The following is a 17176-nucleotide window of genomic DNA, read 5'->3' as shown; positions in this document are numbered from 1 at the left end:
GCAGAGGGTGTCGGGCACGCGATATGCTACCCGACGCCGTGTTAGTCTGCTTTCTCAACAAAAATACCGTCCGGATGCCCCAGTTCGTTAAAAAACCAAATGCCGAGCGGGTAGTCTTCCAGTGATACCAGGTACATTGTCCCTTCGCTAAACTCTTCAATTGCCAGCACCACACCCGGGCGGCGCGGCCCACCGTCCGTTTTAACGGTTACCCGATCGTTGACCTTCATACATTCCTCCTCTGGTTTTGAGCCAGTGTAGAACAAAACGCAAAATCGCACATCGCCGCCCGGTGTGAATGGCGTTTTTATCTACAGTCTATACTTAGCGATGGACCCGGCTGAATGAGGAACCCGCAATGAAGACCGATAAAGCGTACAGCGACACCATCAAGCGCGAAGTTGAGGTGGATGTCGATGCCCTGCTGGCCGCCATCAATGAGATTAGCGAGTCAGAAGTCCGCAGGACGGACGACAATTCGGACCGCGTCATTGTTAACGGAAGGGATTATCACACCTATCGTGAGCTGGCGGAGGCCTTCGAGCTCGATATTCACGACTTTAGCGTGTCGGAAGCCAATCGTTAGGGCGAAAAAAATCCCGGTCATGGGGATGACCGGGATCAAAACTTGCTTATGCAAGAAGCACTTGAAAATTCGTTACACCAGGAAATCTGATGTACAAGCCACACTATCCCCAACGAATTTGTCTGACAAGCATATATTCTTATGATGAATATAATATTTTTAACATAATGCTTTTCGTTATGAGCAATAACTTACGCCGAATGCGGGTTTGCCAGGGATTGTTCCCATTTCATCTGTTAACAATTCGGCCATTTTTTAGGAATTTTCTTAGAACGAAACGCAACCGTCATCGGGAGTCACTATGCCTTCACTGCGGGATACCTTGCTGATTTTTTCTGACCTGGATGGCGCGTTGCTGGATATTCATACCTATGACTGGCAACCCGCCATGCCCTGGCTGGACAGGCTGCAGGATAACCAGATTCCGATCATTCTCTGCAGCAGCAAAACCGCGGCAGAGATGCTGGATATTCAGCAGGATCTGGGGCTGGAAGGCTTGCCGTTTATTGCCGAGAACGGCGCGGTCATTCAGCCTGACGTGCGCTGGGACAAGGTCCAGCGTCAGATCCGGGGGATGACGCACCGGGATATTCGCCCGCGAATCGAGCAGATTCGCCTGCAGACGGGCTTTAAATTCACCACCTTTGACGATGTGGATGAGTACATTATCAGCGAGTGGACCGGACTGACGCGCTACCGTTCGACGCTTGCCCGCAAGCATGACGCCTCCGTCACGCTCATCTGGCGCGATACCGACGAGAAATTGGTCCAGTTTGAAGAGCAGTTGGCGCACATCGGCCTCAAGTGTGTGCAGGGGGCGCGCTTCTGGCATATTCTCGACGCCCGCTGCGGTAAAGACGTGGCGGTTAACTGGCTGATTGAACAGTATCGCGAGCAGGACGAGATCGAGCCCACCACGCTGGGGCTCGGCGACGGCCCTAACGATGCGCCGCTGCTCGACAGCATGGACTTCGCGGTGGTCATCAAGGGGATTAATCGCCAGGGCATCACGCTACGGGACGATAATCCTGAGCGGGTCTATCACACCCAACAGCCCGGCCCCGCGGGCTGGCAGGAGGGGCTGGATCATTTTTTGTCATGATCGTTCCAGACAACACGGTTACGCCCGCCCTGCTTCGCTTTGTATAACCGGGCGTCTGCAACCGACTGCTGCTGCTCAAAATCGTAGTTTTCCTTCTCCCCCGCGCTGCTGACACCGAGTGAAGCGCTGATGCGCAGGGTCGTGCTCTTTTTCACCAGTATTTCCTTACTGTTAATTCGGCATCGAATACGGTCCGCAACCACTCTGGCCTCCTCAAGGCCTATCCCCGGCAGGACGACACAAAACTCTTCTCCCCCCACGCGCCCGGCCACGTCGTTTTTACGCAACACGCTGGCAATCAGTCCGGCCGTGTGGGAGAGCACTTTATCACCGGCCTGATGGCCGTATTGGTCATTGACGCTTTTAAAATGGTCGAGGTCTAACTGGATGACCGAGAACGGCAGCGACTGCTGATGACACTTCTCTGCCAGTAATTTTGCGCGCTCGAACAGCGCGCCGCGATTATTCAAACGGGTAAGCGGGTCATGCCAGGCCTGCCACTGGAGCGAGTGTTGAAGCGTGTACATATTGCTGACCATTCGGCGTATTACCAGCCAAGAAATCAGCAGCATGGCGGTAAAGAGCGCCCACAGCAGCGCCAGCACGATGCTGATGCTGCCAAAATCGTCCTGCACCCCTTCATGCAGGGTGTGGATCCGCAGGACGACGCCATCGAAGTGATCGAGCCGCTCCCAGCTAATAAAGCGGCTTCCGAGGCGGATACCGCCACCGGTATCATGCTCAATCGCCTGGGCAATCTGCGCCGTCTCGCGTTCGTCAAAATGGTTAACCGCGTTTTCCGCAAGAGCTGAGGTAGCAATCATATTGAGCCGGGTATCGTACAGCTGATACTCCCCCTCCGTACGGTCTTCCGTCGCCTCTGCCAACAATTGCTGCATCGTGCTCAATGTGAAATCCATCGCCACGACGCCATACCAGTAGTGATCGAGATAGATGGGCACGCTGGCGGTGATCGTACGTTCATCCTGGGTCCAGGATGAACGGGTAGAGATAAACCAGCGCACCGCGCGCGCGCGATTGTGACGCTCTGACTGCTGGGTAAACCAGGGCTGCGTCACCAGATTGTAATAGCGGGCGGTAATATTACCCGCCTGGTCTGGCGTATCCGTGGAAAGAAAAAAACCGGCGCGAGAAACGTAGATCACCCGCGCTTCCGTTTGCGCTCTCGACGAGGCCAGCCTGAGCAGATACCCTACTTCGAGTGCGGCAGAAATTTCATGACTGATGCGCTCAGCGTCCCGGTTCAGAAGCGTGGTTTTCTCCACGAATGCATCCGAGACCCCGTTAAGGGGAAGCGTACGCTTTTTATCAACGGCAAGCTGCCAGGTGGGGAGCATGCGGACGGTATTAAAGCGGGTTACCGCATCCTGTAAGACATCAAAGGCCAGCGGCGTCTCGATTGCATCATGCATGCCCTGGCGAAACAACAGCAGCCTGTCGACGCTGTTCTGTAACTGCCTGTCCAGCGAACTGGCCACCGTATCCAGATGGTTGCGCTGGCTGGAGATGTACGCCTCTTCCAGCACCACCACCTCACGCCAGGTCAGGAGCGTGGAAAACACCAGAACGATCAGAAAACAGAGATTAACAATCCGCCCCGGATTGCTACGCTTATGCAGCCATTGCAAAAAAGTTTGTCTTACAACAAAGGTATCGCGCTGCACACACACTCCCTGATTACTGCTCTTTACCCGAAACCTGAGATAAAAACGCCCGGCAAAGCCGGGCGTTATGTGATTAAGCCTTGTCCCGCTGGTGCTGCCCGTCACCCGGCTGAAGCTCATCTTCACGGAATGCTTCCCGTTTGATGCTATAGCCATCGTGCCACCGACATTCCACCATTCCGCTGGAATACCCGGTGACGATCATACGTGGGCCGCCCTTCTTAGGCTTAACTTCATCACTGACCAAAAAGACCATACCTGCCTCCTGTATCAGGGTGAAACTGTTTCAATTTAGACGAGGAATGGTCTTTTTGCATCCTGCCGACGGTAACAATTAGTGCGACGTGCCGCGAATTTTCTCAACCAGCTTCACCGCCGCGACGACGATAGCGCCAATGATAAAGCCCAGCACCAGATTCAGCAGCGTAGGCAGAATCGCCGCGATAACGGCCCCCTGTGTGGAGGAGAAATGTTCGATGGCATGGTGCAGCGGCGCAATGCCGTGAACCACAATTCCGCCGCCCACGAGGAACATCGCCAGCGTACCCACCACCGACAAACTCTTCATCAGCCACGGGGCCAGCACCAGCAGGCTTTTGCCGATGCCTCTTGCTACCGCGCTCGATTTTTCCTCCAGCCAGTAGCCAATATCGTCCAGCTTGACAATCAGCCCCACCAGACCGTACACGCCCACGGTGACCAGAATCGCGATGCCTGAGAGGATCAGGACCTGATTCAGAAGCGGCGCGTCAGAGACAATGCCCAGCGTAATCGCGACGATTTCCGCAGACAGGATAAAGTCGGTCCGTATGGCGCCTTTGACCTTATCGCGCTCGAAGGTTTTCGGATCCTGCGCGGCCAGCGCTTCAAGACGCTGCTGGCGCACCTCCGGCGTATCGCTCTGCTTGCGCACGCTAAAGGAGTGCAGCACCTTCTCCACGCCCTCGAAGCAGAGAAATGCCCCGCCAATCATCAGTAACGGCGTGATGGCCCAGGGAATAAACGCGCTGATCAGCAGCGCCAGCGGCACCAGAATCACCTTGTTCAGGAACGAGCCTTTCGCCACGCCCCACACCACCGGCAGTTCACGGTTTGCCCGCACCCCACTCACCTGCTGGGCGTTAAGCGATAAATCATCGCCCAGCACGCCTGCGGTTTTCTTCGCCGCCAGTTTACCCATCACTGAAATGTCGTCCAGTAAAGTGGCAATATCATCCAGCAATGTTAATAAGCTACTTCCTGCCAAAATCTTAATCCTTCATTTTTTGGTAATTAAGTGAATAGTATGGAGCAAAAGCGCCAACCCGGAAACAGGCACCTTACGTCAACAAAAAATTCACATCTGCCACACAATTAAAGGGCTCGCCAGCGCGATAGTTTTCGCGTTTACTATCAGCGAACTTTTTATTTCGTCGTGAGGGATTATGCGTTTCCGGCAATTGCTACCGCTCATCGGGGCACTCTTTTCGCTGTACATCATCTGGGGCTCAACCTACTTTGTCATTCGCATCGGCGTGGAGAGCTGGCCGCCGCTGATGATGGCGGGCATCCGCTTCCTCTCGGCGGGTATCCTGCTGCTGGCCTTCCTGCTCCTGCGCGGGCATAAGCTTCCCCCGCTACGCCCGATGCTGAATGCCGCCCTGATCGGCCTGCTGCTGCTGGCGGTGGGTAACGGGTTTGTGACGATTGCCGAGCACCAGAACGTCCCGTCCGGGATCGCCGCCGTGGTCGTTGCCACCGTACCGCTGTTTACCCTCTGCTTTAGCCGCCTTTTCGGCATCCGCACCCGCAAACTGGAATGGCTGGGGATTGGGATTGGCCTGGCCGGCATTGTTCTGCTCAACAGCGGCGGCAACCTGAGCGGGAATCCGTGGGGCGCGGTGATTATCCTGATCGGCTCGATGAGCTGGGCGTTCGGCTCCGTCTACGGGTCGCGTATCGAACTGCCGACCGGCATGATGGCCGGTGCGATTGAGATGCTCGCCGCGGGGATTGTCCTGCTTCTGGCCTCCACCCTGACGGGAGAAAAGCTGACCGCGCTGCCGGACCTGTCGGGCTTTCTCGCGGTAGGCTACCTGGCGCTGTTTGGCTCTATCATCGCCATTAACGCCTATATGTTCCTGATCCGCAACGTCTCTCCGGCGGTCGCCACCAGCTACGCCTACGTTAACCCGGTCGTGGCCGTGCTGCTCGGGACAGGACTGGGAGGAGAAACGCTCTCGCCTGTGGAATGGATTGCTTTAGGGATCATCGTGTTTGCCGTCGTGCTGGTCACGCTGGGCAAATATCTGCTGCCGGCAAAACCGGTGGTCACGCCTTGTGAGGTGGAGAAACCGTAAGCAGGTGAATACCCTGCGTGTCGATCTGCGCGGCCTGACCGCCGCCGCAGATCCACTCTTCCAGCCGTTCGCGCAGATCGGTATCGTTCAGCTTTAATCGGCCTCTCAGTGCACACTCCCAGACGATCAGCACCCGCCAGCCCTGCGCCAGCAGCGTGGTCAGATCCCGATTGTCGCGCTCGACGTTCTTGCCAATCTTATCCAGCCAGAAATCGGTACGCGTCGCCGGGACTTTAAACAGGTAGCAGTCGTGATGGTGCCAGAAACAGCCGTGGGTAAAGATGATGCACTGCCAGGCGTCGATGACGAAATCCGGGCGTCCCGCCAGGGTGGGATCCTGCACGCGGAAGTCAAACCCCGCCTGCGTCAGCAGCGCGGCCAGGCGCTTTTCAATGGCGGTGTCACGCGTGCCGATGGCACGCATGTTTTTACTGCGCGTCGCCTTATCGTGAACATCCGTCATTGACGGCCTCACCCTGACGAAGTGCCACCGCTTGTCGGATGCGCGAGGCCAGCAGCTTTGCGACAGCCGCGAACGCGGGAACCACCACCGAGTTACCAAACTGGCGGTACGCCTGGGTGTCCGACACCGGGATGCGGAAGCGATAGCCCTGCGGCGTCTCAAAGCCCATCAGCCGGGCGCATTCGCGCGGCGTTAAGCGCCGTGGGCGATGGCGTTGGTTGTGCGGATCGTCGAAATCTTTTTCACCCAGCGCCTTGTCCCAGCCTCTGTCGATCAGGATTTCCGCGCCGTCTTTATAGTAGCGAGCAGACAGCGTGCGGGTGACGCTGTACGGATCGTTCGGGTTGACCATCCCAAAGCCGAAGCCGTTGCCTTTCGCCTGGTGCTTCTTGGCATAGCGGTAGAGGTATTTCCACAGCACCGGGGTCAGGATAAATTTCGTGTCGACGACCGGTTCCAGCAGATCGGCCACGGTGGGGCGGCGCTCGGGATACAGAGAAGGAATATCCCGCAGGGTGAAATCGCCTTTCAGATTGAGATCGCGGCGGAAGCCCACCAGCACGATGCGTTCGCGATGCTGGGGCAGGAAATATTTCCCATCAATAATTTTAGGATCGTCCGCGCCCATGTCCTCTGAATCGGCCACGTCATAACCCAGCTCATCCAGCGTTTGCATGATAATGCGGAAGGTTTTCCCGCCGTCGTGGCTTTTTAAGTTTTTGACGTTTTCCAGTACAAAAATGGCCGGACGACGGGCGTCAATAATGCGCGCCACGTCAAAAAACAGCGTTCCCTGCGTATCGCAGGCAAAACCGTGGGCGCGTCCAAGGGCATTCTTTTTGGAGACGCCGGCCAGCGAGAAAGGCTGACACGGGAAGCCTGCCAGCAGCACGTCATGCGACGGGATCGTCTGACGAATGTGCTCGGCGGCCTGTTCATCGCTCACGCCGCTTTTATGGCTCAGGGTCACATCGCGGATATCCGCGTTGAAATGATGCTCGTGCGGATCGCAGTACCAGTTTGCCTTGTAGGTACGCACGGCGTGCTTGTTCCACTCGCTGGTAAACACGCACTGTCCACCGATGGCTTCAAAACCGTGACGAATGCCGCCGATACCGGCAAACAGATCGATAAACCGGAAGGCATAGTTCGGGTGCGCGGCAGAAGGACGCGGAAGCAGGTTTTGCAGATAACGAAACTCGCTTTCGCTCAGGCGACGCCCTGCTCGCTCGCTGGTCAGCAGACGTTTAAGGATCGCCGGGCTCCAGTGGCTCTCGCCGTGCGCCACCAGCAGGCTTGCCAGCGTTTTAGCATCATAGATATCCAACAGCTGGCGCAGTAAGGCCTGCACCGTTGCCGTTGATTTCTCACCCTGCGCGGGCGCGGGCTCTGTCACTGATCGATTTTCCTGCATTCTTTTAACCGGAGAGTAAAGACTGGGAACAGATTACCACAGTTCAGTTGCGCAAACTGCGACGGAAGCGGCTCAGCACCTGGCTATCCAGCCCGAGGCAGTCGCCGTGTAATTCGGCGCTGAGTTTCGCCATAAACTGGATCAGGAAATCGGCATTGTGACGTGCCAGTTCGCGGCCCATGTCCGTTTGCATTGTATCAGGCAAACGCAGCAGCTTGGTCTGAAAATGGTCGAGGGCAAACGCGCGGTCGTCGAGGGGACGCGCATCGGCAAAGGGATCGTCCGCGTCAAATAGCGGCACGCCCAGTGCGCCCGAGACGGCAAAAACGCGCGCCAGGCCAATCGCGCCCAGCGCCTCCAGGCGGTCTGCATCCTGCACAATTTTGGCTTCTATACTTTGAGGCGCAATCCCGGCGCTAAAGCTGTGCGCCTCAATCGCGTGCGCGACGGCGGCAATATGCTCGGGCGGAAAGTCCGGGAAGTCGCGGCGCAGTAAATCGCTCGTCTTGCGAGCAGCGAGCCGTGACGACTGGCTGCGTTCAGGATGGTTCTTCGGCAGGCTGACAATATCGTGAAAATAGCAGGCGGTCAGAATCACCCGCGGTTCGGCCGTGTGGTGAACCATGATTTTTTGCGCCGTCATCCAGACCCGTCGAAAATGCGAAATATCATGTGCGGTATCGTCGGTGCTGTGGTTTTCCTCGAGCCAGCGCTCAAATATGTGCTGCCACCGGGTAAGTTCCATCGTCATGTCCTGTTTGTTCAATGAGAATAAAATATAAAATAGCCGAATTAAAACAATTTAAAAATAGAATTTCGAAATACTTAATAATAATTACATCATATAAATTCAATGAATTAATTCACTGGAATAATAATGAGACCAATAGAAATATTTAGCAATATTTCATCGAATTTAATTACATTTATTCTTGAAACTAAATCACAAGCCATAGAATAGTATCGATTCTGTAATTACGGAGAGTGATTACATATATTCATATAAATTATCTTTTAAGGGAATATATAATGAAAAGAAAAGTTCTGGCAATTCTGGTACCCGCGTTATTAATGGCAGGCGCAGCAAATGCGGCTGAGATGTACAACAAAAACGGCAACAAAGTTGACCTGTACGGTAAGGTTGATGCCCGTCACACCTTCTCTGACTACGCTAGCGACGACGGCGATGAAACCTATGTGCAGATTGGCTTCAAAGGCGAAACGCAGATTACCAACGATCTGATCGGCTACGGCCAGTGGGAATACAAAACCTACGCGAACGATACCGAAGGCGCGGGGGATAAATCCTTTAACCGTCTGGCATACGCTGGCCTGAAATATGGCGAATACGGTTCATTTGATTATGGCCGTAATTACGGCGTCGTGTACGACGTTGAAGCCTGGACCGATATGCTGCCTGTATTTGGCGGTGACTCTTACACCTGGACCGATAACTTTATGAATGGCCGTGCTAACGGTCTGGCAACCTACCGTAATAGCGATTTCTTCGGTCTGGTTGAGGGTCTGAATTTCGCGCTGCAGTATCAGGGTGCGAATGAAGGTCAGGATCTTACAGAAGATCAGGAAGGTACTAAAAACGGTCATAAAGACGTACGCTTCCAGAACGGCGACGGCTTCGGCATGTCTACCTCTTATGACTTCTCTGGCGATCTCTCCGGCCTGAGCCTGGGTGCGGCGTACTCATCTTCTGACCGCACTAACGAGCAGGTTGCTTATGGCAAAGCCGCGGAAGGCATTGGCTATGCGGGTGGCGAAAAAGCTGAAGCCTGGACCGTTGGCGCAAAATACGATGCTAACAGCGTCTACCTGGCGATGATGTATGCGGAAACCCGCAACATGACGCCAATCGGCAACTCTGGTATCGCCAACCAGACCCAGAACTTTGAAGCGGTTGCTCAGTACCAGTTCGACTTCGGTCTGCGCCCTTCCCTGGCATGGGTCTACTCAAAAGGTAAAGACCTGGACGGTAAAGGATTCAATCAGGATCTGGTTAACTACATCGACCTGGGCATGACCTACAGCTTCAACAAAAACTTCTCCACCTATGTTGATTACAAAATCAACATGCTGGACAACGATGAAGCGCTGTATGACGCATACGGTATTTCCACCGACGACATCGTTGGCGTCGGCATGACCTACCAGTTCTAATCCAAAAAAGATCAAAGGCCGCATCTGCGGCCTTTTTTATTTCTTCGCGGTCTGTATTACGGCGCTTCCTGCAGCGCCACGCGGATGAACCCGTTATTCTGCGCCAGCAGTTCATGGGCTTTCCATGCATCCAGCCCTGTCAGCACCATCAATACCGCCGTTTTACAGTGATGGTTACAGCTCTCCAGCGCGGCTTTTGCCTCCGCCCGGGAGCATCCCCCTGCTTCCATCACAATGGCGATTTGGCGTTCGGCCCATTTGGTACTGCTTGCCTCGAGATCCACCCTCAGGTTGCTGTAAACGCGCCCGGTTCGAACGGCCAGCCCGGTAGCGATCATCGAGAGGATCATTTTCTGCGCAATCCCCGCTTTGGTGTTGAGATAGCCTGCCACCACATCGGCACCCAGTTCGGGAGCAATAACCATACTCGCCAGCTGCGCGGCTTCACTTTGCGCATCACCGGTAATGACGGCGACCGGCGAACCCAGCGACCATGCATGGCGCATTGCCCCCCAGACCCACGGCGTTTTTCCGCTGACGGTCACGGCCAGCATCATATCGTGTTCACCAAACTTAATGGCCTGCAGATCGGCAACGCCGCGCTCGTAGCTCCCTTCCCCTTCTTGTGCCGTAACGGCCACCACAGGGGTTTTGCCCGGCGCATAGTTATCGGCAACCTGTTGCGCGACCCGACCAGACGGCCCCGCCCCGACAATCACCAGACGGCCACCGTGATTGAGGGTCGCGGCAGCGTTATCCACCGCGCGGGCAATCACAGGTAAACAAGGGGTGAGTGCAGAAGAAATGAGTGCATCATCCTGGTGAATGACTTTCAGCATGTCCAGCGTGGACAATCGATCGATATTCATCGTGCTGGCGTGCCGTCTTTCCTTGACCGAACCGGTAAGCAGAATGCTCATAAACAGCCTCCTTATTATGAGTACCCACACACTATAAAGTGTTTTATATAGATGACCTGCGAGGAGGGTCACGAAAAGAGGACCAAATCCACGCCTTTACATGGCTTTAAGAAAAGCGCGTCATCGGCGATAATTACCTCCTTACTTAATCATCGCGGAGTATTGATGAGCGATTTGCAGCCTTTCCTTCCGACGCGCAAGCGCCCCATGAAACTCAATACGCTGGTCACGCTGATGGTATGCGCGATTATCGGCTCAGTGCTGCTGGTGGTCTTTGCGCTCTATTCGGTGCAGATCACCCGCGCCACACGCGATGATGTCAAAGACACCGCGCTCGGCATTGCCCGCACCCTCGCCGATAGCCCCGAGATACAGCGCGGCCTGATGCAGGCGCCGCAGGAGAATATTATTCAGCCCATCGCCCAGGCGGTGACGAAACGAAACGATCTGCTGTTCACCGTGGTCACCGATATGCGCGGGATCCGCTATTCTCACCCGAACGAGGCGCTGCTGGGGCTGCATTTTATCGGCGACGATTTAACGCCCGCGCTGGAAGGCAAAGAGAACGTATCGGTTAACCGGGGCGCGCTCGCCGAAGCGCTGCGCGTATTTACCCCCGTCTACGACGGCCAGCACGAGCAGATTGGCGTGGTGGTGGTCGGTATCTCCCTGAATAAGGTTGAAGAGCAGATTACCCGCGGGCGGCTAAACGCCGTCTGGACCATTTTGTTCAGCATTTTTATGAGTTCGATGGCGATTTGGGGTCTGGTGCGTGTCCTGAAACGCATCCTGTTCGGACTCGAACCCTACGAAATTTCCGCCCTGTTCGAACAACGCCAGGCGATGCTGCAGTCGCTTCGTGAGGGAGTGCTGGCCGTTGATATTCACGGGCGCGTGACGATGATTAATCAGACCGCCAGAGAAATATTGCTTCTCCCCTCCGGCAAGCAGACCGAAAACACCAGCGCCCCCCTGCTGGCCAGCCTGCGTGACGTCTCGAAGACGGGCGTCGCGCGCCAGGATCAGGAGATCAGCTGCAACGGCCGACTATTGCTGTGCAACATGGTCCCGGTGAAAAGTCAGGATCGGGTGATCGGCGCCATCACCACCTTCCGTGATAAAACAGAAATCAGCCAGCTGATGCAGCGTATTGATGGCATGGTGAATTACGTCGATGCCCTGCGCGCCCATACACATGAGTTTATGAATAAACTGCATGTGATCCTGGGCCTGCTGCACATGAAGCGCTACGACAAGCTGGAAGAGTACATCCTGCAGACGGCGCATCATTACCAGACGGATATCGGTACGATACAGAGCAAGGTAAAATCCCCGGTGGTAGCCGGGTTCCTGCTGGGTAAAATCAACCGGGCGAAAGAAGCGGGCGTCACCCTGACACTGGCGGATGAAAGCCAGATACCGGATACCGCAAGTGAAGAGCAGGTCGCGGTGCTGATCACCGCGCTGGGCAACCTCATTGAAAACGCGCTCGACGCGATGGAAGGACAGCAGGAAGGTGAGATTGGCCTGCTGCTGCATTATCAGAATGGCTGGCTCAGCTGTGAAGTCAGCGACGATGGCCCCGGCATTGATCCCACTCAGCTGGAGTCTATTTTTACAAAGGGCTTCTCAACAAAAGGCGACAACCGCGGCGTTGGGCTGTTCCTTGCTCGCCAGCAGATTCAGAACCTTGGCGGCGATATCACCGTCGAGTCTGAGCCCGGCGTATTTACCCAATTTTTTGTTCACATCCCCTGGGATAGCGAGAGGAATATCGCGTGATAAATGTGTTAATTGTCGATGATGACGCCATGGTGGCCGACCTCAACCGTCTGTACGTCAACCGTGTTGAAGGCTTTACCTGCTGTGGCGTCGCCTCCACGCTAAACCAGGCCGAGGCCATCATTAATGACCCCAGCCATCCTGTCGATCTGGTGCTACTGGATGTCTATATGCAGCAGGATAACGGGCTGGATCTCCTGCCCGTCATTCGCGCATCCGGCCGCCGAATCGACGTGATCATGATCACCTCGGCCGCCGACGCCGCCACGATCCAGACCTCCATACATTATGGCGTGGTGGATTATCTGATAAAGCCTTTCCAGTTCCCACGCTTTGAAGAGGCGCTGAACGGCTGGAAGGCAAAGCACAGCCTGATGGGGTCGCATCAATATTACGAGCAGGCGGACGTCGACCGTCTGATCCACGGCGGGGCACCGGAACTGGCAGACAGCAAAAAGCTGCCGAAAGGGTTAACGCCGCAAACGCTGCGCACGATTTGCCAGTGGATTGACGCACACCCGGAGACGGAGTTTTCTACCGATGACCTGGCAAACGCGGTCAATATTTCCCGCGTGTCCTGCCGCAAATATCTGATCTGGCTGGCGCAAATCAATATTCTCTTCACCAGCATTCACTACGGCGCCACCGGGCGTCCGGTGTATCGCTACCGTCTCCAGCCGGAGCAGACGGGCCTGCTCAAGCAATACTGCCAGTAACGCGGTAGGTATCGTCCAGCAGGGTAAAGCGGAAGTGGTGTGCTGAAGAGAACACCACTTCTTTTGTTTTGGTCACAAAGATCGCTTCTATGTCTGGACGCGCACGCAGCGCGGCGCAGCCCTTCTCCACGCCCATGCCGTACATCAGCGTGGTCCAGATATCGCCGTCGATGGAATCTTTTGAAATGATGGTCACGCTGTCCAGTTCGTTGTCCAGCGGATATCCGGTGCGCGGATCGAGAATGTGGTGATAGCGTTTGCCGTTGTGTTCAAAGTAGCGCTCGTACGTTCCCGACGTCACGACGGAGAGGTTCTCGACGACCATCGTGCCGATCAGCGCATCCCCGGCGAACGGTTTTTTCAGCCCAACGCTCCAGCCCCCTTCCGGGGAGCCTAAGGTCTGAATGTTTCCGCCAAGGTTAATCAGCCCCCGCTCAGCGCCCTCTTTACGCAGGTAATCCCGCACCCTGTCGGCGATATAGCCTTTGGCAATCGCCCCCAGATCGATCTCCATCCCCGCCCGGGTCAGAAACACGCTGCTGCTGGCCTCATCAAGGAGGACATCTTCAGGACGGGTTATCGCCAGCAGCGACGCGATTTCATCGGCAGGCGGAACGCTGTCCCCCTGAAAACCAATCTTCCAGCGCTTCACCAGCGGACCGATTGCCAGATTAAAGGCGCTGTCCTTGAACAGGCTTGCCGCTTTTGCACAGCGGATCAGATCAAACACTGGCCGACTGACGGTGACCGGATGCTGGCCGGCCGCATGGTTGATGTCCATCACCTGGGAGTGCGCGCGGTTGACGGTGAGCAGGTTTTCATACTGTTTGATCAGGCGAAACACGCGGGACGCGAGGGCTTCGTCATGGGAGAAGAGCTTCAGGAGGATGGGTGAGCCCATCAGGACGGCGGAGTAACTGTAAACGCGATGGCTATCAGGCATGGCAAGAGTCCTCAGCTGTAGCCCCGGCTGGCACCGCGCCGCCGGGGGAAATGCCGGATAACGTTGGGCGTATCCGGCCTGGGAAGCAGGAGCCTTACCTCTTTTTCGAACGCAGAGCCGCCTGATGTCCTGCAAGGGTACCAAAAATAATGATATCTGCCACCGCGTTACCGCCGATACGGTTGGCACCGTGGATCCCGCCGACCACTTCACCGGCTGCAAACGCGCCTGGCAGCACGTTGTGGTTGTTGTCCAGCACGCAGGTTTCGGTGTTGATGGTCACGCCGCCCATGGTGTGGTGCACGCCCGGCGCAATCTGAATGGCGTAGAATGGCCCTTCATTGATGGGCGCACGCAGCGCGGTGGTACGACCAAAGTCGTCATCATGCTGTTTTTCAACGAAACCGTTGTAACGTTCCAGGGTCGCCAGGAAAGCGTGGTAATCCATGCCGAGCGCTTCCGCCAGGGCTTTCGGCGAGCTGGCGCTGGTCACGAAGCCTTTGGCAATGTACTCATCCGCGGCTTTGTTTTTGGCGCGTACGTGCTCGTCAAAGACGATGTAAGCGTATTTCTCCGGCAGGGCGATGATTGACGCCGAGACTTTATCGCGGGTCGACATTTCGTTGTAGAAGCGTTCCCCTTTCTGATTGACCAGAATCGCCCCGCCCCCGCGGATGGATTCGGAAATCAGGTACGACGTTTTCTGCTCTACGGTCGGGTGAATTTGAATTTCGCCCATATCGACAGTGCCTGCACCGATGCGCTCCAGCAGCGCGATACCGCCACCGGTCGCCCCCTTATGGTTGGTGGTGACGAAACCTTCCAGATCCGGACGGTATTTCACGACCATCTGGCTGTTGGCGCTGAAGCCGCCGGTTGCCACAATCACGCTTTTCGCTGCCACGGTGAGGGTTTCATTCTCTTCGGTGGTCAGGCGCACGCCGGTGACTTCACCGTTTTCGAAGAGAATGTCGCTGACGGAAGTATCCAGCATCACCTCGATGTTGCGTTTGTTGACGTTACGCACCAGGCCGCTAATCAGGTAACCGCCCACCGCAGAACCGTCTTTTGGACGGTGAGTACGGTCGATGCTCATCCCGCCAGTGGTAGTGATGTCGTTCAGCATGATGCCGCGGGTTGCCAGCCACTCAATTGCCTGCGGTGCGTTCTCGACGAAGCGGCGCAGCAGTTCAGGGTTGTTCTTGTTGCCGCCACCTTTCAGGCTTTCCTGGTAGAACAGCTCTTTGCTGTCCTGAATGCCCTTCACGCGCTGGAAGCGGGTTTCGGCGGCATTCATACCGGCAGAGGCTTTGATGGTGTTCCCGCCGATGGTGGGCATTTTCTCAACAATCAGCACGCTCGCGCCTTCGTCGTGCGCCTGAATAGCCGCCGCCAGACCGGCGCCGCCGCTGCCGACAACCACCACGTCCACGCTGCGGGTTTCGTTCGGGTCAACGCCCTCTTCCGCGGCCAGCGCTTTGCTGGATTTCAGCATCGCTTTAGAGACCGCTTTCTTCACCGCCTCGCTCTGGCTGGTGGCGCCAGTGATGGCATCCACGTGCGGGGTATTGGCATCCAGAATGCGGGTGCGGATCTCTTCAAAGCTGGTGACGAACTCAACGTCTTCGCTCGGGCCAGACGCCAGCTCGATGTCCGCAATGCGGTCAGTCTCCAGGCTGACGTTAATCACCAGCTCGTTCACGTCGTCCTGCACCTTCTCGGTGAACATGCCCGGTTTGAATTTCGATTCGCCCATGCTCATGTCGCGGATCATCGCTTCCACCAGCGAGAAGCGCCACAGCGGCTCAGGGATGTTCAGCGCCTCGCGCTGGGTGCTGTCCATAAACAGCTCCAGGCTTTCGCCAGCCGTGATGCGGTCGGTCCAGTCCGGGTAAGCGATAGTCGCGCGGCCAACGGCAATCAGATCGTAACCGTGTTCCAGCGCTTCATTGGCATCGGCGGCATTCACCACGCCACCCACACCCATGACCGGAACCTGCGCCAGCGTTTCAGAACGCATCGCGCAGTATTTTTCGATAAGCGGCGTTGGGTCCTGGGTGTCGACAATGGAAGGACGCAGGGTCGCGCCAACGGAGAAGTGCAGGTAATCCACGCCACGCGCCGCCAGTTTTTCCAGCAGGTACATGGTGTCTTCAAAGCGGATGCCCGGCACTTCCAGCTCTTCAGGAGAGAAGCGATATCCAATAATAAAGGCGTCGTCCGCGTACTGGCGCACCATTTTGTGGGTAATGTCCAGCACCGCCAGCGGGAACTTCGCGCGGTTATCGCGGCTGCCGCCCCACTCGTCGTCACGCTGGTTAGAGTTTGGCGAATAAAATTGCTGAATCAGATAGGTGTTTGCCCCGTGGATTTCCACGCCGTCGAAGCCGGCCTGGATGGCGCGGCGCACCGCTTCACCAAACTTGCCGATCATGCCTTCGACTTCTTCGCCAGTCAGTGCCACTGGCGTTGCTGCACCCTCACGCGGCGCGGCAACGGCGCTTGGGCCAACCGGCGTACGGCCACCGATCAGTTTCGGGTCAACCATGCGGCCGCCGTGGTAGATCTGCAGCAGAGCCTTAGACCCTTTGGACTTAATGGCCTCTGCGATTTTCGCCAGCCCGGCAATTTTCTCGTCATTATCAATCCCGATCGCGCCCGGGAAGGCGAGACCGAGATCGTCGACGAAGCAGCACTCCACGATGATGGTACCGATGCTGCCGGAACGGGCCCGATAGTACTCCACCAGCTCGCTGGTGACGGTACCGTCAAAATAGCCGGTACAGGTTGTCATAGGGGCCATTAACAAACGGTTTTTCAGTTCAGTACCATTCGGTAATGTGAAGGGGCTAAGAATACGTTCGTTAGTGCTCATAATTGAAACTCCAAACTTTTAAAAAATTAAGAATTCGTTATCGGATTAGTTTTTAGTTCGTCGTTATTTGCCGATGTCATAATATTAATATAATGATTTTTTTAGTTTCTAAAGTTATTACGTTAGTTAAAAAACTATTTAATCCCTGCAATAACACAAATAACACATTGGTGTTAGCG

At 55.8% G+C, this 17176-nt stretch carries 16 protein-coding genes; 6 read left to right on the top strand and 10 right to left on the bottom strand.

Going from position 1 to position 17176, the window contains the following annotated elements:
- Positions 1–41: 41 nt before the first annotated feature.
- A complete protein-coding gene (gene dsrB, locus CWR52_RS20745) occupies positions 42–230 on the bottom strand; it encodes a protein DsrB (RefSeq protein WP_008500312.1) in 189 nt (62 codons plus the stop codon).
- A gap of 128 nt (positions 231–358) precedes the next feature.
- On the opposite strand from dsrB, the gene yodD reads away from it, so the two are divergent.
- Entirely contained in the window at positions 359–586 is a 228-nt protein-coding gene (gene yodD / locus CWR52_RS20740) for a YodD family peroxide/acid resistance protein (protein ID WP_032641438.1), read from the top strand.
- A gap of 301 nt (positions 587–887) precedes the next feature.
- Entirely contained in the window at positions 888–1688 is an 801-nt protein-coding gene (locus CWR52_RS20735) for a mannosyl-3-phosphoglycerate phosphatase-related protein (protein ID WP_104950628.1), read from the top strand.
- On the opposite strand, the gene dgcQ is transcribed toward CWR52_RS20735, so the two are convergent.
- The 3 genes from dgcQ to CWR52_RS20720 form a co-directional block, all read right to left on the bottom strand.
- Positions 1673–3373 (bottom strand): cellulose biosynthesis regulator diguanylate cyclase DgcQ, encoded by a 1701-nt coding sequence (gene dgcQ, locus CWR52_RS20730; protein ID WP_104950627.1) that lies wholly within the window; start codon positions 3371–3373, stop codon positions 1673–1675. The genes CWR52_RS20735 and dgcQ overlap by 16 nt on opposite strands.
- 73 nt (positions 3374–3446) lie before the next feature.
- The gene (locus CWR52_RS20725; protein WP_023618677.1) at positions 3447–3629 is read right to left on the bottom strand and encodes a YodC family protein; all 183 of its coding nucleotides are present in this window, start codon (positions 3627–3629) and stop codon (positions 3447–3449) included.
- 78 nt (positions 3630–3707) lie between these two features.
- Positions 3708–4619 carry a DUF808 domain-containing protein gene (locus CWR52_RS20720; RefSeq protein ID WP_104950626.1) on the bottom strand — a complete coding sequence of 304 codons (912 nt, stop codon included), beginning with the start codon at positions 4617–4619 and terminating at the stop codon, positions 3708–3710.
- A gap of 178 nt (positions 4620–4797) precedes the next feature.
- Between CWR52_RS20720 and yedA the strand changes: the two genes are divergently transcribed.
- Complete coding sequence (gene yedA / locus CWR52_RS20715) at positions 4798–5712, top strand: drug/metabolite exporter YedA (protein WP_104950625.1); 915 nt, start codon at positions 4798–4800, stop codon at positions 5710–5712.
- On the opposite strand, the gene CWR52_RS20710 is transcribed toward yedA, so the two are convergent.
- The 3 genes from CWR52_RS20710 to CWR52_RS20700 form a co-directional block, all read right to left on the bottom strand.
- Positions 5684–6175 (bottom strand): very short patch repair endonuclease, encoded by a 492-nt coding sequence (locus tag CWR52_RS20710; RefSeq protein ID WP_104950624.1) that lies wholly within the window; start codon positions 6173–6175, stop codon positions 5684–5686. The two genes, yedA and CWR52_RS20710, sit on opposite strands and share 29 nt — an antisense overlap.
- Positions 6156–7571, bottom strand: a complete 1416-nt coding sequence (locus tag CWR52_RS20705) for a DNA cytosine methyltransferase (protein WP_104950623.1) — start codon at positions 7569–7571, stop codon at positions 6156–6158. The genes CWR52_RS20710 and CWR52_RS20705 overlap by 20 nt, the downstream gene beginning before the upstream one ends.
- Before the next feature lie 61 nt (positions 7572–7632).
- The gene (locus CWR52_RS20700; RefSeq protein ID WP_104950622.1) at positions 7633–8334 is read right to left on the bottom strand and encodes a phosphohydrolase; all 702 of its coding nucleotides are present in this window, start codon (positions 8332–8334) and stop codon (positions 7633–7635) included.
- Between the two features lie 284 nt (positions 8335–8618).
- Here CWR52_RS20700 and ompC point away from each other — a divergent pair, with 284 nt between their 5' ends.
- Complete coding sequence (gene ompC, locus CWR52_RS20695) at positions 8619–9761, top strand: porin OmpC (protein WP_104950621.1); 1143 nt, start codon at positions 8619–8621, stop codon at positions 9759–9761.
- Positions 9762–9817: 56 nt separating this feature from the next.
- Here the strand turns inward: ompC and CWR52_RS20690 are convergent, their stop codons facing one another.
- Entirely contained in the window at positions 9818–10681 is an 864-nt protein-coding gene (locus tag CWR52_RS20690; RefSeq protein ID WP_104950620.1) for an N-acetylmuramic acid 6-phosphate etherase, read from the bottom strand.
- A gap of 165 nt (positions 10682–10846) precedes the next feature.
- Between CWR52_RS20690 and CWR52_RS20685 the strand changes: the two genes are divergently transcribed.
- Positions 10847–12463 (top strand): sensor histidine kinase, encoded by a 1617-nt coding sequence (locus tag CWR52_RS20685; protein ID WP_045908150.1) that lies wholly within the window; start codon positions 10847–10849, stop codon positions 12461–12463.
- Positions 12460–13179: a two-component system response regulator DcuR gene (gene dcuR, locus CWR52_RS20680; RefSeq protein ID WP_104950619.1), complete on the top strand. Its 720-nt coding sequence runs from the start codon at positions 12460–12462 to the stop codon at positions 13177–13179. Before CWR52_RS20685 ends, dcuR begins: the two co-directional genes overlap by 4 nt.
- On the opposite strand, the gene CWR52_RS20675 is transcribed toward dcuR, so the two are convergent.
- Both CWR52_RS20675 and CWR52_RS20670 read right to left on the bottom strand, forming a co-directional pair.
- The gene (locus CWR52_RS20675; RefSeq protein WP_104950618.1) at positions 13160–14122 is read right to left on the bottom strand and encodes an FAD:protein FMN transferase; all 963 of its coding nucleotides are present in this window, start codon (positions 14120–14122) and stop codon (positions 13160–13162) included. The genes dcuR and CWR52_RS20675 overlap by 20 nt on opposite strands.
- Before the next feature lie 94 nt (positions 14123–14216).
- A complete protein-coding gene (locus tag CWR52_RS20670) occupies positions 14217–16997 on the bottom strand; it encodes a flavocytochrome c (RefSeq protein ID WP_104950617.1) in 2781 nt (926 codons plus the stop codon).
- Positions 16998–17176 lie beyond the last annotated feature (179 nt).

Source organism: Enterobacter sp. SGAir0187 (assembly GCF_002952735.2).
GTDB lineage: Bacteria > Pseudomonadota > Gammaproteobacteria > Enterobacterales > Enterobacteriaceae > Enterobacter > Enterobacter quasiroggenkampii.
Note: the sequence above shows the minus strand (reverse complement) of the source record. Positions and strands in the feature narration are given on the sequence as shown.

Coding starts and splice junctions, on each gene's coding strand:
- dsrB (WP_008500312.1), bottom strand. CDS start 230: ATGAAGGTCAACGATCGGGTAACCGTTAAAACGGACGGTGGGCCGCGC.
- yodD (WP_032641438.1), top strand. CDS start 359: ATGAAGACCGATAAAGCGTACAGCGACACCATCAAGCGCGAAGTTGAG.
- CWR52_RS20735 (WP_104950628.1), top strand. CDS start 888: ATGCCTTCACTGCGGGATACCTTGCTGATTTTTTCTGACCTGGATGGC.
- CWR52_RS20725 (WP_023618677.1), bottom strand. CDS start 3,629: ATGGTCTTTTTGGTCAGTGATGAAGTTAAGCCTAAGAAGGGCGGCCCA.
- yedA (WP_104950625.1), top strand. CDS start 4,798: ATGCGTTTCCGGCAATTGCTACCGCTCATCGGGGCACTCTTTTCGCTG.
- CWR52_RS20710 (WP_104950624.1), bottom strand. CDS start 6,175: ATGACGGATGTTCACGATAAGGCGACGCGCAGTAAAAACATGCGTGCC.
- CWR52_RS20700 (WP_104950622.1), bottom strand. CDS start 8,334: ATGGAACTTACCCGGTGGCAGCACATATTTGAGCGCTGGCTCGAGGAA.
- ompC (WP_104950621.1), top strand. CDS start 8,619: ATGAAAAGAAAAGTTCTGGCAATTCTGGTACCCGCGTTATTAATGGCA.
- CWR52_RS20690 (WP_104950620.1), bottom strand. CDS start 10,681: ATGAGCATTCTGCTTACCGGTTCGGTCAAGGAAAGACGGCACGCCAGC.
- CWR52_RS20685 (WP_045908150.1), top strand. CDS start 10,847: ATGAGCGATTTGCAGCCTTTCCTTCCGACGCGCAAGCGCCCCATGAAA.
- CWR52_RS20675 (WP_104950618.1), bottom strand. CDS start 14,122: ATGCCTGATAGCCATCGCGTTTACAGTTACTCCGCCGTCCTGATGGGC.
- CWR52_RS20670 (WP_104950617.1), bottom strand. CDS start 16,997: ATGAGCACTAACGAACGTATTCTTAGCCCCTTCACATTACCGAATGGT.